Raw genomic sequence first — 13,895 nt, 5'->3', positions numbered from 1 at the left:
CGGACCTACATGTTCGCTTCGCCCTCGGGGCCGACCGAGGCGATGCGCACCATGTTGGTGGTGCCGGGGATGCCGAGCGGCACGCCGGCGACGATGATCACGCGCTGGCCGGCGCGGACGAAACCGTCCCGGAACGCGATCTGGCCGGCGCGGCTCACCATGTCGTCCTGGTCGCGCGCGTCCTCCGCCACCACGCAATGCACGCCCCAGACCACCGCGAGGCGGCGGCCCGCCGTGATGTTCGGCGTGATCGCCACGATCGGCGGCTTGGGCCGCTCGCGTGCCACGCGCACCGCGGTCGAGCCCGATGAGGTCCAGCAGATCAAAGCGGGCAGGTCGAGGGTTTCCGCCATCACGCGCGAGGCGTCTGCGATGGCATCGCCGACGGTTGATTCGGGGTCCGGCCGCTGCGCCATGATCACCGAACGGTAGGTCGGGTCGCGCTCGACCTCCTCGCCGATGCGGTTCATGGTCGAGACCGCCTCGACCGGGAATTTGCCGGCTGCCGATTCCGCCGACAGCATGATGGCGTCGGCGCCTTCATAGACGGCGGTGGCGACGTCGGAGACTTCGGCGCGGGTCGGCACCGGCGACTGGATCATCGATTCCAGCATCTGGGTCGCGATCACCACCGGCTTGCCAGCGCGGCGCGCCATCCGCGTCATCTGCTTCTGCAGGCTCGGCACGCGCTCGAGCGGCAGCTCGACGCCGAGGTCGCCGCGCGCCACCATCAGCGCATCGGAGGCCTCGATGATGTCGGCGAGGCGGTCGATCGCCTGCGGCTTCTCGATTTTGGCCATCACGGCGGCGCGGCCGCGAATCATCCTCTTGGCCTCGAGCACGTCGTCGGCGCGCTGCACGAAGGACAGCGCGATCCAGTCGACGCCGGTGACGAGGGCCGCCTCGAGGTCGGCGCGGTCCTTCGGCGTCATCGCCGAGACCGGCAGGTCGGTATCGGGCAGGCTGACGCCCTTGCGGTCGCTCATCTTGCCGCCGACCACGACACGCGTCACCGCATGCTCTTTCGAGGTCTCCTCCGCGATCAGCCGCACCTTGCCGTCGTCGAGCAGCAGCGCATGGCCCGGCCGCAGCGCGGCCAGGATCTCCGGATGCGGGAGTTGGACGCGCGTGGCATCGCCGGGCGTCTTGTCGGAATCCAGCGTGAAGGTCTGCCCGTTCTGGAGCTGGACCGCGCCGTCGGCGAAAGAGCCGAGTCTCAGCTTCGGTCCCTGAAGGTCGACCAGGATGCCGATAGGCCGGCCATAGCTGCTCTCGACATTGCGGATCGTCGCCACCAGCTCCCGCATCTTGTCATGCGGGGTGTGGCTCATGTTGATGCGGAACAGGTCGGCGCCGGCTTCGAACAGGCGGCGGATCATCGCGAGGTCTGAAGAGGCGGGTCCCAGGGTCGCGAGAATCTTGATACGGCGAAGACGCCTCATGGCTTATTTCCAGACGGGGGCGCCGGCGGAAGGCCGGGCGCGGCGGGGGGCGTACCACCGGGCGGACTATTGGGCAAACCCGGAACGCCGCCCGGGCCCACCGGGCCGGGCAGGCCAGGTACGCGTTGCTGCGCCGGCTGTTCGTTGGCGTCGGTCAACTGCACGGTCCAGGCCCGCTGCTCACCGGTGTCGACCTCGAAATAGCCTGTCCGGTCATAGCCTCGCGCCAGGCAGTCCTCGGTGCCGCGGATGGTGAACTCCTTGTCGCGCGAGCACATGAAGGCCTGGCCCGACCATTCGCCGCCGCGGTCATAATCGATGGCGTAGATGTAGTAATAGCGAGCGACCAGCGTGCCCCGCAGCAGCGTCTCACAGGAGCGCGACGAGATGTTCCACCAGCCCTCGGTGGTCCAGCCCTCGGCGTCCTTGTAGCCGAGCGCAATCCCGACCCGGCTCGAAGTGTTGTTGCAGAGGCGGAAATCGGCGGAGGCGGGACTGGCCCAGAGGCACAGCAGGCCAACCACCAGCACCGGGACCAACCGGGCGAGCAGGCGAAGCGGGAAGCGGGGAGATTCGGCAATCATTGTCGCGGAAGCTATACCAGATCATTGACGATTTGGCGTAGGGCCGGGGAACTGCCCCATAGCCGGGCTTTGGCCCGTTTGCGCCGCGATATGGCAAAATCTGTGACAGGACCCACCTGATCCCGTAAGGGTGACTGCGATCGGGACGGGCCTTAAGGAAGACAGCCATGGCAATCGACGACAAAACCAGAACGGAGCTCGAGGCGGCCGCTTTCCGGCGCCTGGTCGAGCATCTGCGGGGCCGGACGGACGTCCAGAACATCGACCTGATGAATCTGGCCGGCTTCTGCCGCAACTGCCTCTCCAACTGGCTCAAGGATGCCGCGGACGCCCAGGGCGTGCCCCTGAGCAAGGACGAGAGCCGGGAGGCCGTCTACGGCATGCCTTACGAGACCTGGAAGGCAAAGTACCAGGGCACGGCCACGCCCGAGCAGCTCGAGGCGATGAAGAAGGTCCATCCCCACGGGCACTGACGCTCCGTCACGCCGCTCTGAGTCGCACCACACAACAGCTTTCTTTGCGTCGGCGCAGGAAGGTGTGGGCGCGCTGTGGACGAGCGCGATGCTTGCTTGAACGCTGGGAGCGCCGACCCTAAGGGTCTACCCAGCACGCGCGGTGAGGGATGCCGGCGTCACCTCGTTTTGCCAGTTCCATTGGGAGTACCAAGATGGCCACCTCCGCCGCCGTCCGCGACGACGAGCCCGCGACGAAATTTGCCAAGGACCAGCTCAAATCCATCATCGAGCGCATCGAGCGGCTGGAGGAAGAGAAGAAGGCGATCTCCGACGACATCCGCGACGTCTATGCCGAGAGCAAGGGCAACGGCTACGACGTCAAGGCGCTGCGCACCATCGTGCGCCTGCGCAAGCAGGACCCCAACGAGCGTGCCGAGGCCGAGACCATCCTCGAGACCTACATGCAGGCGCTGGGGATGCTCTGAGGCGTCTCGTCCGGTCGGCGTTGCAGCGCACCAAGCTTGGGCGAAATCTCGTCATCTGCTAGACTGCTCGGTGAAGGGACCGAGCAATGGATGTGCCTGGACCAGAGCGCAGGCTCGCCGCGGTCCTCGCGGCTGACATGGTTGGCTTTAGTCGGCTCATGGAGGTCGACGAGGGAGGCACGCTCGCGCGCCTCAAAACCCACCGGATCGAGCTCATCGATCCGGCGATTGCCAAAAATCACGGCCGCATCATCAAGACGACGGGCGACGGCCTGCTCGTCGAATTCCATAGCGTCGTCGACGCAGTGTTGTGCGCGGCTGAAATTCAGAGCCGGATGGGGCGCCGCAACGCCGATGTCCCGCCGCCGCGATTGATACAATTCCGCATCGGTATCAATCTGGGCGACGTGATCGTCGATCAGAACGACATCTTCGGCGACGGCGTCAACGTCGCGGCGCGACTGGAGGCGCTGGCCGAGCCTGGAGGAATCTGCGTTTCGGGCGCGGTGCGCGATCAGGTCGGCGACCGGCTGGATGGAGTTCAGTTCGACGATCTCGGTGAACAGAGTGTCAAGAACATCGCCCGTCCGATCCGAGTCTTCCGCATTCGGCTGGCCGAGGGGCCTGCAAGCCTGGCCGATGGGTCGAACCCTGCTCTGATGCCACTGAGTGTTTCGAAGAAGCCGTCCATCGCCGTGCTGCCGTTCGCCAATATGAGCGGCGATCCGGAGCAGGAGTTCTTCGCGGACGGTCTCACCGAGGACATCATCACCGAGCTTTCGCGCTTCCACGACCTCCTTGTCATCTCCCGCAACTCGACGTTCGTCTACAAGGGCAAGGCCGTAAAGGTGCAGGACATCGGCCGAGAGTTCGGCGTCGACTATGTCATCGAGGGCAGCGTTCGGAAGGCCGGAGAGCGCGTCCGCGTCACCGTGCAGCTGATCGATGCAGAGACCGATCGCCATATCTGGGCCGAACGCTACGACCGCGAGCTCCGGGATATTTTCGCCATTCAGGACGAGATGACCCGCGCGATCGTGGCGACGCTGCCGGGTCGGGTAGAAGCCGCAACGCACGACCGCACCAAGCGCAAGCCGACCGACAACATGCCCGCTTACGAATGCGTGCTGGCGGCAAAGCTCCTGCATCACCGGTCAACCCGCGACGACAACGCTCAGGCGCAGACGCTGCTCAACCGTGCGCTGGCGATGGATCCGAACTATGCCCACGCTCATGCCTGGAAGGCATGCGTGCTCGGCCAGTGCTGGATCTATGGCTGGTGCGACGACCGTGACGCGACGTTCGAGCAGGTGGCTTCGGAACTGGAGATTGCGTTGGCGCTCGACGACAATGACGCGGACGTGCACCGGATTCTCGCCGCGCTCAATCTGACGCGGCACGATTACGAAAAGGCCACCTATCATCAGGAGCGTGCGCTCGCCCTCAACCCGAACTACGACCTGGTGGTCGTGCAACAGGGAGAGCTCCTGACTTGGCTAGGCCTGCCGGAGGAAGGCATCGACTGGATCAGGAAAGCGATGCGCCTCAACCCCTACCATCCCGAGCGCTTCTGGAGTCATTTGGGCCGCGCTTATTATTGCGCGGAGAAATACGCCGAGGCTGCGGAGGCGTTTTCAAGGATCACGCGGCCCGACTATACCCATCACGCGTTCCTGGCGGCGACATTTGCGCAGATGAAGAATGCGATCGCAGCCGGCGCTCACGCCGCGGAGGTTTTGAAGCGCGAACCCGGGTTCTCGGTGGCAGCTTATCTTGCGACGCTGCACTACAAGCGCGAACTCGACCGGCAGCGCCACGAGGCAGGCCTCATCGCGGCTGGCTTGCCGGCTTGATCGACTCGGGCAAGGAGAGCAGACGGAGCGTTGCTGGCACCCAGGACTCAGCGCAGCGCCGCCGTCCGCATGACGAATGACGTCGTGTCAAGCTTGGCGGTTGCGCTGCCCGAGAAGCTATCGCAGGACATGCCCTGCATCGGATCGTCGACAAAGCCCATGGCGATCACAGTGCGCGGCTTGACGAAATAGCCGCGCAGCGCAGCCATATCGAGCTCGCCCATCAGCGTCACCGACATGGCGCGGCTGGCGCTCGGCGACAGCATCACGATCTTGAGCCAGATGCTCTCGCCCTTAGCCGCGGAGAGGCGGGTGGCGGTTGCGATCCTGCCGTCGATGCTCTTGCCCACCACCGTGTTGATCTCCGTCGCCTGAGCCACGCTGCGGGTCCCGGCGGGGCGGGTGGTGCGCGGGATCGGCGCGGAGGCGGCGACGACATTGGCGCGGTCGACCGGGGAGGCGGCGGGCGCGTAAGCCAGGGCCTGGAAGGCCGCGTTGGACACGCTCGCGGTTGGTTGCGGATCGGTGGCGGCGGCGAGTGCCTGGCGAGCCTTCAACGCTGCCACCTGCGCCGGCGTGGCCTGCTGCGGCGCAGCCGGGACATCATCCCAGAAGCCGCGGGCATTGATGATGTCGGCCGGTGTCTCCGGCTTTCCATCAACAGACTTGCCGGTCGGCGGCTTGTCAGCCAGGGGCGCGGCCTTCGGCTTGGGCGACGCAACGATCTGCGCATCGGCCGAGGCGAGCTGGAGGGTTGCGGCGATCTGCGGCTTGGCCCGCGGCGTCGGCACCGGCTCGGCGGGCTTTGCGGCGGCTGCGACCACGGTCGGCGCCGCCGGCTTCGCGGCCATTGCCGGCGCTCCCTCATCATCCTCGTCGTTGCTCGCGGTGGCGGGAGCTTGCTTGCTCTTGAACAAGGCGGCAAAGAAATTCGGCTTGCTGCCGGCATCGTCACCGCTGCTGCGCCGCTCGATCTCGGCCTTGGCAAGCTCATAGCCTTTCAGCGGCACGCCGTCGGTCGGCAGATGCACCGTCTTTCCGTCCGGGAAGACGCGGGCGAGTTGGTCATGCGTCATGCGCGGCCAGTGCCGGATGCTGCCGGTGTCGAGGTGCACGAAGGGCGAGCCGGAGGTGGGATAGAAGCCGACGCCGCCGCGCTGCAGGCGCAGGCCGGCGAAGCGGATCTGCTCCAGCGGCACGCCCGGGATGTAGAAGTCCATCGCGTGTCCCAGCATGTGCTGGCTGAAGCGCGCCACACCGGACGAGCGGCGGCGGAGCATGGCGTTGGTGGCGGGAGAGCGATAGGAGGAGATGATCTGGATCGGTTGCTTGCCGTCGACGTCGCGATAGACCTCCCAGAGGATGTCGAAGAGGCGACGGTCCATGACCGTCTCGTCCTGGGTGCGCCAGTCGCGCAGGAAGTGGTTGAGCTGCTTCAGCGCCGCTTCGTCGTAGCGCCCGTCGCGCTTGAAGGTGACGGTGAGATCTTCGCCGGAATGGGTGTGGTGGAACGAGAGCGTCTTGGTCTCGTTCAACGCGGCCGCGTCATGAACCGATCCCGCGGCCGCAAGCAGCAGCGCGGCAGCGAGGCCGATCCGGGATCCGGCCTTCAAGCCCGCATGGGACAACGACAGCACAGCGAATTGGCGTGCGAGACCAGTCAGCACGTATGAGCCCACCCAGTCGACGAGCGTTCAAATGGACTCTCCCGCCAAACCCGTTAGCAGCGCGAAAGAGGATGAACGCTTTCTTAAAACGAGAAGGTTAATTCGAGGTTGACCTTCCCGCCCCCAAACCAAGTCAGGATACGATCCTAAACGGTTGACTGTGGCAAAAAAACGCCCGCTGCCCGAGCGCAGGTTGGAGAGTGGTTAACGTTAAACGGCCCCATCCAGAGGACAGGGCCGCTGATTTCATGGCAGAATTCTTGTGAACCAGGCGCTGAGCCGGGCTCAGCGGGTAAACACCCGCTGCGGACGACGGCCGACTGGAGCTGGCGGCTGGGTCGTGGCCGGCGCTCCGAACAGCCGCTCGAAGAAGTTTGGCCCAGACGAGCCGAAGCCCCCGCCATTGTTGGCCACCGCGACCCCTGACGGCAGCGTCGTCGCCGGGCGGGAATAGCTCGGCTGAGAATGGGCCACGACGGCCTCAAGGTCCTTGCCGCGGTTGTTCTTCAGGATGTTGAGCATGGTCGCGTCGCGGCCATAGACGTCCTTGCGGAATTGCAGCTTGCCGGCGTCGTCCACGAACGCGGTCTGATAGGTGATGTTGACCGGGATCGGCGTCGGGAATTTCAGGTCGATCTCGCTCTTGCCATACATGCTGCGCACGCGCTCGGGCGTGTACTTCTCGTTCGGCATGGTGATGTTGAGCAGCACGGACGCGTATTGATCCGGATTCTGCACCCGCATGCAGCCATGGCTGAAGGCGCGGTCTTCCTTGGCGAACAGGTTCTTGTCCGGCGTGTCGTGCTGATAGACCAGGAACTTGTTCGGGAAGTTGAAGCGGATGCGGCCGAGCGCGTTGGCTTCGCCCGGCGGCTGCGAGATGTGCACCGAGCCGTCGCGGTTCTGTTCGAGCTTGAGGCCCATGCGCTGGAGCACGGTCGGGTCCTGCTGAAGTGCGGGCAGATATTCGTTGTAGACGATTGACGGCGGCACATTCCAAGTCGGGTTGACCGTGATGTACTTCATCGTCTCGGTCAGCAGCGGCGTGGCGTGCTGGCCCGGCTTGCCGGTGACGACGCGGGTGGTCCAGACCTGCTGGCCGCGCTGCATCACCTTCAGCGTATAGTCAGGAATGTTCAGGATGACATAGGCATCGCCCAGCGAAGGCGCGCCGAGATCGCGCGGCAGCCAGCGCCAGCGCTCCATGTTCACCAGCACGGTGTCGATCTGCTTATCGCGCTTCGGGGTGTTGAGCGCCTTGACCGTCTTGTCGTCGAGAATGCCGGTCGGCTTCATCTCGGCGCCGCTCTGGAATTTGCGCACGGCTTCTGCGACCGCTGCGTCATAGCGGGTGTCGCTGGCATTCTCGGTGATTCCGAGCTTGGCGCGGAGCTGCGGCACGCGCGGATCGTCCACGACGATCTCGGCCTGCTTCTTGCCGGCGGGGGTGTATTTTAGCTTCGGGCCCTCGGCGATCTCGATCACCGGGCCGTTGCCCTGGCCGCGCAGCTCAGCGAGCTTGGCCTTCAGATCCTTGTAGAGCTTGTGCGGCGGGTTGTAGCTGTCGAGCGCTGCGGACGCGTCCGTCGCGGTCGTGACCTTGGCGAGCACCTCGTTCGGATCGACCGGATGTTCGGGATAAAGGATGTCGCCGCTGACCTGCGACCAGTGCATGCGGCCGCTCTGGGCCTGCCGCGCATAGTCGAACATGCTGGCGGTGAGCTTGAGCTCGGCATCCGCCAACGCATCGGGCGTCGTGGCGGCGGCGAAATCCGGCACCGGATAGTCGGCGGGATTGAGGCCGTCGGAGGCCGCGTCCTTCAGCCGCGCGATCACGCCCTTGGCCGCAGCGGTCAGGGCGCCGCCTTGCGTCCAGACCGGCGCGAAGTCGCGGGCACCGTAGAACTTCTCGACCGCTGCGCGCTCGTTCTTGCGGTCGAAATGGCGCGAAGTCTTGGCGCCGATGATGTCCTTGAGCTTGTCCGCGACCGGCTGGTCGGCGGCGGGCACGTTGCTCGCTGCCTTTACGGGCTCGGTGGCGGGAGCCGCTGCGGCAGCAGGTGCCGTGGGAGCGGCCGGCGCGACGGTGGCGGTGTCAGCCTTGGCGGGCTCGGTCTTGGCAGGCTCGATGTTGGCGGGCTCGGTCTTCGCCGTCTCGCTCTTCGGCGCTTCAGGCGCGGGCGTGGTGGCTACGTCGGACGGCTTGGTCTCGACCTTGTCCGGCGCCGGCGCGGCATCCGCCTTAATCGACTCCCTCGCAGTTTCCTTGCTGGAGTCCTGCACAGTGGCGGTGGTGTCGAGCTTGATGTCGGCTGCAGTCGGGGGCGGGACGTTGGCCGGCTCGGGGCGCGGGATCGCAGCTTCGATCGCGAGCTCGGCGGCGCTGCTGCGCGCCTGATCCTGCGCCAGGGCCGAGCTGGCCGACACCGTGAGGAAGGTCGCCGCGACCGTCATCAAGACACGGTCAAAGCCCGCACGGTGGTTCAAACAGTCACGCATTGTGTCGCACCCCTCGGGTGAGCTGTCCCCTCGTGGAACAGCTTCGTTATCGCCTATTGGTGAGTTTCGGCTAAACCGCGCCCGCCTCTCGAAAGTTGCACGCCTGCACGCAACGATACCTACGCAGACGATATACAGGCCCCGATTTTGCAGCCAGCGCTACCCGGGACAACTCACGACAAACTGACTTCAAGGGAGCCTCTTGGCAACGGATTGTGCGCTTCTGCCACGCGCTTTTCCCTCTGTCTGTCACTTCCAAGTCACGGTTCAAATCGCAGTCGAATTCTGTCGTCATGCGAACGGCTTACAGCCGTCTCGCACCGTCGCGCGAACCTCCGTTCGCACTGGGCTCAGTGCGTCTCCTCACCGCTTTTCCCGCCATGTCCGGGAACCCCTGCCTCGTCGAGTTTGCGGTAGAGTGTTGACCGGCCGATTTTGAGCCGGCGAGCCACCTCGGACATCTGGCCGCGATAGTGCGAGATCGCGAAGCGGATGATCTCGTTCTCCATGTCTTCCAGCGAGCGGACATCCCCGGTCGCAGTGAGCATGGCGAGAGTTCCCACGGCGGGGAGCGGAGCGATTGGTATTTCATTACCCGATATCACAGAAGGCGTCGCCGCCGGCTCGAGCATCAGCGGGGCGGTCGGAATATCCGTGATGGGATGCGGCTGTGAGGCGAGCAGGGGGAAATCGTCAAGGCCGAGCTGGTCGCCGTCGCTCATCACCACCGCGCGGTAGACCGCGTTCTCGAGCTGGCGGATGTTGCCGGGCCAGTCGAGCTGGGCAAGCTGAGCCACGGCCTCGCCGCTGATGCCGGTGATAGGGCGGTTCTCCTCGGCGGCAAAGCGCGCGATGAAATGTCTGAGCAGATGCGGGATATCCTCACGCCGGGCGCGCAACGAAGGGATCGTCAGCGGCAGCACGTGCAGGCGATAGAACAGGTCTTCCCGGAAATGTCCCTGCTTCACCCGCTCCAGCAGCTTGCGATTGGTGGCCGAGATGATGCGGACGTCGACCTTGACCGGCTTGCGGCCGCCGACTGCCTCCACGGCGCCTTCCTGGAGCGCGCGCAGCAGCTTCACTTGCGCGGTCAGCGGCAGTTCGCTGACTTCATCCAGAAACAGCGTGCCGCCATGGGCCTCGACAAACTTGCCCATGTGTCGCTCGGTGGCGCCGGTGAAGGCGCCCTTCTCGTGGCCGAACAGGATGGACTCGACGAGATTGTCGGGAATCGCGCCGCAATTGACCGCGACGAAGGGCTTGGCCTTGCGCTCGCCGCTGCCGTGGATGGCGCGCGCGAACATCTCCTTGCCGACGCCGGACTCGCCCTCGATCAGCACGGGGATCGCGGAGTTTGCCGCCTTCTGTGCGGCTCGCATCACGGGAGTCATGGCCTCCGCGCGCGTAATGATGTCCGAGAAGGTCAGCCGGCCTTCGCGGCTATGACGGATACGCTGCAATTCGCCCTTGAGCGCGGACGTGTTGAGCGCGTTGCGCAAGGAGACCTGGAGCCGCTCCACGCCGACCGGCTTGACGACGAAATCGGCCGCGCCCGCGCGCATCGCCGAGATCACGTTGTCAATGCCGCCATGGGCGGTCTGCACGATGACGGGGATGCTCAGGCCTGCTTCGCGGATTTTCGCCAATACGCCCATGCCGTCGAGGCCGGGCATCACGAGATCTAGGATGACGGCGTCGATGGTCGGTGCGTCAGGGGCGGTGAGAGCGGCAATTGCGGCGTCGCCGGAGGCCACGACGACCGTCTCATAGCCGCATTTCTGCACCATGTTCTCGACCAGCCGGCGGGCTACAGCGTCGTCGTCGGCGATCAAAATACTGGCAGCCATGGTGTTCCCCGCACGCTACTACTATCTGTCTCGAATCGGGGCACTCTGGCCGAAGCCGATTAACGCACGCTTAAACCTTGATGCCCCCGCCCGCCGCCGCGATTGTTGAACACAGGTTTCCCACACAATGAATTCGCGCTCCAAGTCCGCTCTCACGAAGACCGCTCTGACGAAATCTGCTCTCCGCAAGCCAGCCACCAAGACATCCGTCGCCAAGAAATTTGCCGCCAAAGCAAAACCCTCCAAGCCCTCGCTCGCCAAGCCTTCACTCGCCAAGCCTTCGCCCGCAAAGCCTGCGAGCAGGACCGGCAAGCTTCCGGAGTGGAACCTGGCCGATCTCTATTCCGGGATCGATGCGCCGGAAGTGGCGCGCGATCTCGAAAAATTGGACGCCGACTGCGTCGCTTTCGAGACGGACTACAAGGGCAAGCTGGCGACAGGGACAGCAAACGAAGATGGCGGAAAATGGCTCGCCGATGCGGTGCGACGCTATGAGGCGATCGACGATCTTGCCGGCCGTCTCGGCTCCTATGCCGGTCTCGTCCATGCCGGCGACAGCGTGGACCCTGCGATTTCAAAGTTTTACGGCGACGTGTCCGAGCGCCTGACGGCGGCGTCCACGCATCTGTTGTTCTTCGCGCTCGAGCTCAATCGGATCGATGACGATATTTTGAATCGCGCGATGCAGGCCGCCGAGCTCGCGCACTATCGTCCCTGGATCGAGGATCTGCGCAAGGAGAAGCCCTACCAGCTCGACGACAAGCTCGAGCAGCTCTTCCTGGAGAAGGCACAGACCGGCTATTCCGCCTTCAACCGGCTGTTCGATCAGACCATCTCGGGCCTGCGCTTCAAGGTCGGCTCCAAGGAGCTCGCGATCGAGCCGACGCTCAATCTGCTGCAGGACCGCGACGGCTTAAAGCGCAAGAGCGCGGCGGAGGCGCTGGCGAAAACCTTCAAGGCCAATGAACGCACCTTCGCGCTGATCACCAACACGCTCGCCAAAGACAAGGACATCTCCGACCGCTGGCGTGGCTTCAAGGACGTCGCGGATTCCCGGCACCTCAACAACCGCGTCGAGCGCGAGGTCGTCGACGCGCTGGTCGCCTCGGTGCGCGCAGCCTATCCGAAGCTGTCGCATCGCTATTATGCGCTGAAGGCGAAGTGGTTCGGCAAGAAGCGGCTGGCCTATTGGGACCGCAACGCGCCGCTGCCGTTTGCGGCGACCGACGTTATCGCTTGGCCAGAAGCGCGAAGCATGGTGCTGACAGCCTATCGCGGCTTCTCGTCTGAGATGGCCGATATCGCCGAGCGCTTCTTCACGGACCGCTGGATCGACGCGCCGGTGCGGCCGGGCAAGGTGCCGGGGGCGTTCTCGCATCCGACCACGCCGTCGGCGCACCCCTACGTGCTGATGAACTACCAGGGCAAGCCGCGCGACGTGATGACGCTCGCGCATGAGCTTGGCCATGGTGTCCATCAGGTGCTGGCGGCAAAGAACGGGGCGCTGATGGCGCCGACGCCACTGACGCTGGCGGAGACCGCGAGCGTGTTCGGCGAGATGCTCACTTTCAAGCGTCTGCTTGCCCAGACCAAGAACACAAAGCAGCGACAGGCGCTGCTCGCCGGCAAGGTCGAGGACATGATCAACACCGTGGTGCGGCAGATCGCGTTCTATTCCTTCGAGCGCGCGGTCCACACCGAGCGCAAGAACGGCGAACTCACCGCGACGCGGCTCGGCGAGATCTGGCTCTCGGTGCAGGGGGAGAGCTTAGGTCCGGCGATCGAGATCAAGGCGGGCTACGAGAACTACTGGATGTACATCCCGCACTTCATCCACTCGCCGTTCTACGTCTACGCCTACGCGTTCGGTGATTGTCTCGTGAACTCGCTTTACGCTGTCTACGAGAATGCGGCCGAAGGCTTTGCCGAGCGCTATCTCGACATGCTCGCCGCCGGCGGCACCAAACATTATTCCGAGCTGCTGCGCCCGTTTGGGCTCGATGCCAAGGACCCGAAGTTCTGGGATGGCGGGCTCAGCGTCATCGCCGGGATGATCGACGAGCTGGAGGCCATGAGGTGAGGGGCGGTGCCTCATTTGTGGGCAGGAGGGCGTAAAACATTTGTTGAACTGCTTTGTCGACGATGTTATACACATGTATAACATCGTCGGAACAAGGCCATGAAGATCGAGATCAAGAAGATCGGCAATTCGGATGGTCTGCTGCTGCCCCGTGAGTTGATGCAGCGGCTCGATCTCAAGCGGGGGCAGCAATTGCACATCGTGGAATTGCCCGGCGGTGGTTTTCAATTGCTGCCCTACGACCCCGATTTCGAGCGGACGATGGAAATCGCCGATGAGGTGATGGACAAGTATCGCGACACGCTTGCCGCGCTCGCAAAATAATCGGCGACGCGCATGAGCGATCCTCAGGAGCCGCTCTGGGTCACCTATGAGCAGGCTGTCGCAATTCATAGTCGACAACTCCGGCGCTTCGGTGGCGCGCCGGGACTGCGCGACGAGGGCATGCTGCGCTCTGCGCTGGAGCGGCCGATCAACAAATGGCGCTATGAGCAGGCGCCAATGGACGAACTCGCTGCAGCCTATGCATTCGGCCTCGCGAATACCCCTGCATTCGTCGACAGAAACGAGCGCATCGCTTTCCTGGCGATGACAGTGTTCCTGCGCAAGAACAAGGCGGACTTCAGTCCCGATCCCGCGGAAGCTGCCATCATCATCCTCTCGCTCGCCGCAGGCGAAGTCAGCGAGCAGAGCCTTGCGCGCTGGATCCGCACTCATTGGGATTCCAAATGAGTCCATTTGCGGGAAAACTGCGCTTCCGTGCCGTTGCCCTGCCCGAAGCTTTGCGGTATCCCAGCCGAAGAATTCGACTTTCGACTGGGGACATCCATGGCAGATCATAGCGAAGTTGCGTACAGCACCGCCGACGGCAACGACTACGTTGCGCACGAGCAGACCTATGAGGGCTTCATCAAGCTGGTGAAGTACGGCACGGCTTCGGTCGCGCTCATCGTGATCCTGATGGCGATCTTCCTCACCTGACC

At 64.4% G+C, this 13,895-nt stretch carries 12 protein-coding genes; 7 read left to right on the top strand and 5 right to left on the bottom strand.

Going from position 1 to position 13,895, the window contains the following annotated elements; genetic code table 11:
• Positions 1 to 5 precede the first annotated feature (5 nt).
• Both pyk and P6U29_RS36810 read right to left on the bottom strand, forming a co-directional pair.
• Positions 6 to 1,442 (bottom strand): pyruvate kinase, encoded by a 1,437-nt coding sequence (gene pyk / locus P6U29_RS36815; protein ID WP_407115024.1) that lies wholly within the window; start codon positions 1,440 to 1,442, stop codon positions 6 to 8.
• Positions 1,439 to 2,026, bottom strand: coding sequence for a DUF1036 domain-containing protein (locus P6U29_RS36810; RefSeq protein ID WP_407115023.1), 588 nt, complete (start codon positions 2,024 to 2,026; stop codon positions 1,439 to 1,441). The genes pyk and P6U29_RS36810 overlap by 4 nt, the downstream gene beginning before the upstream one ends.
• 167 nt (positions 2,027 to 2,193) lie before the next feature.
• Between P6U29_RS36810 and P6U29_RS36805 the strand changes: the two genes are divergently transcribed.
• From P6U29_RS36805 to P6U29_RS36795, 3 genes are all read left to right on the top strand, one after another.
• Positions 2,194 to 2,499, top strand: a complete 306-nt coding sequence (locus tag P6U29_RS36805) for a DUF1244 domain-containing protein (protein ID WP_407115022.1) — start codon at positions 2,194 to 2,196, stop codon at positions 2,497 to 2,499.
• Positions 2,500 to 2,693: 194 nt separating this feature from the next.
• Positions 2,694 to 2,966: a DUF2312 domain-containing protein gene (locus P6U29_RS36800; protein WP_018641571.1), complete on the top strand. Its 273-nt coding sequence runs from the start codon at positions 2,694 to 2,696 to the stop codon at positions 2,964 to 2,966.
• An 86-nt stretch (positions 2,967 to 3,052) separates the two neighbouring features.
• On the top strand, positions 3,053 to 4,819 hold the full coding sequence (locus P6U29_RS36795) for an adenylate/guanylate cyclase domain-containing protein (RefSeq protein WP_407115021.1): 1,767 nt from the start codon (positions 3,053 to 3,055) through the stop codon (positions 4,817 to 4,819).
• A gap of 47 nt (positions 4,820 to 4,866) precedes the next feature.
• On the opposite strand, the gene P6U29_RS36790 is transcribed toward P6U29_RS36795, so the two are convergent.
• The 3 genes from P6U29_RS36790 to P6U29_RS36780 all read right to left on the bottom strand — a co-directional run bounded on the left by P6U29_RS36790 (position 4,867) and on the right by P6U29_RS36780 (position 10,832).
• Complete coding sequence (locus tag P6U29_RS36790; RefSeq protein ID WP_407115020.1) at positions 4,867 to 6,486, bottom strand: DUF882 domain-containing protein; 1,620 nt, start codon at positions 6,484 to 6,486, stop codon at positions 4,867 to 4,869.
• Positions 6,487 to 6,771: 285 nt separating this feature from the next.
• Positions 6,772 to 8,985, bottom strand: coding sequence for a L,D-transpeptidase family protein (locus tag P6U29_RS36785; protein WP_407115019.1), 2,214 nt, complete (start codon positions 8,983 to 8,985; stop codon positions 6,772 to 6,774).
• 350 nt (positions 8,986 to 9,335) lie between these two features.
• Positions 9,336 to 10,832, bottom strand: a complete 1,497-nt coding sequence (locus P6U29_RS36780; RefSeq protein WP_407115018.1) for a sigma-54-dependent transcriptional regulator — start codon at positions 10,830 to 10,832, stop codon at positions 9,336 to 9,338.
• A gap of 127 nt (positions 10,833 to 10,959) precedes the next feature.
• Between P6U29_RS36780 and P6U29_RS36775 the strand changes: the two genes are divergently transcribed.
• From P6U29_RS36775 to P6U29_RS36760, 4 genes are all read left to right on the top strand, one after another.
• Positions 10,960 to 12,912 carry a M3 family oligoendopeptidase gene (locus tag P6U29_RS36775; protein WP_407115017.1) on the top strand — a complete coding sequence of 651 codons (1,953 nt, stop codon included), beginning with the start codon at positions 10,960 to 10,962 and terminating at the stop codon, positions 12,910 to 12,912.
• 99 nt (positions 12,913 to 13,011) lie between these two features.
• The gene (locus P6U29_RS36770) at positions 13,012 to 13,236 is read left to right on the top strand and encodes an AbrB family transcriptional regulator (RefSeq protein ID WP_018641564.1); all 225 of its coding nucleotides are present in this window, start codon (positions 13,012 to 13,014) and stop codon (positions 13,234 to 13,236) included.
• 12 nt (positions 13,237 to 13,248) lie between these two features.
• Positions 13,249 to 13,644 carry a type II toxin-antitoxin system death-on-curing family toxin gene (locus tag P6U29_RS36765; RefSeq protein ID WP_407115016.1) on the top strand — a complete coding sequence of 132 codons (396 nt, stop codon included), beginning with the start codon at positions 13,249 to 13,251 and terminating at the stop codon, positions 13,642 to 13,644.
• Between the two features lie 96 nt (positions 13,645 to 13,740).
• Positions 13,741 to 13,893, top strand: coding sequence for an aa3-type cytochrome c oxidase subunit IV (locus tag P6U29_RS36760; RefSeq protein ID WP_018317799.1), 153 nt, complete (start codon positions 13,741 to 13,743; stop codon positions 13,891 to 13,893).
• Positions 13,894 to 13,895 lie beyond the last annotated feature (2 nt).

It is taken from the genome of Bradyrhizobium sp. LMG 9283 (assembly GCF_045571415.1).
GTDB lineage: Bacteria > Pseudomonadota > Alphaproteobacteria > Rhizobiales > Xanthobacteraceae > Bradyrhizobium.
This window is presented reverse-complemented; position numbering and strand designations above follow the sequence as displayed.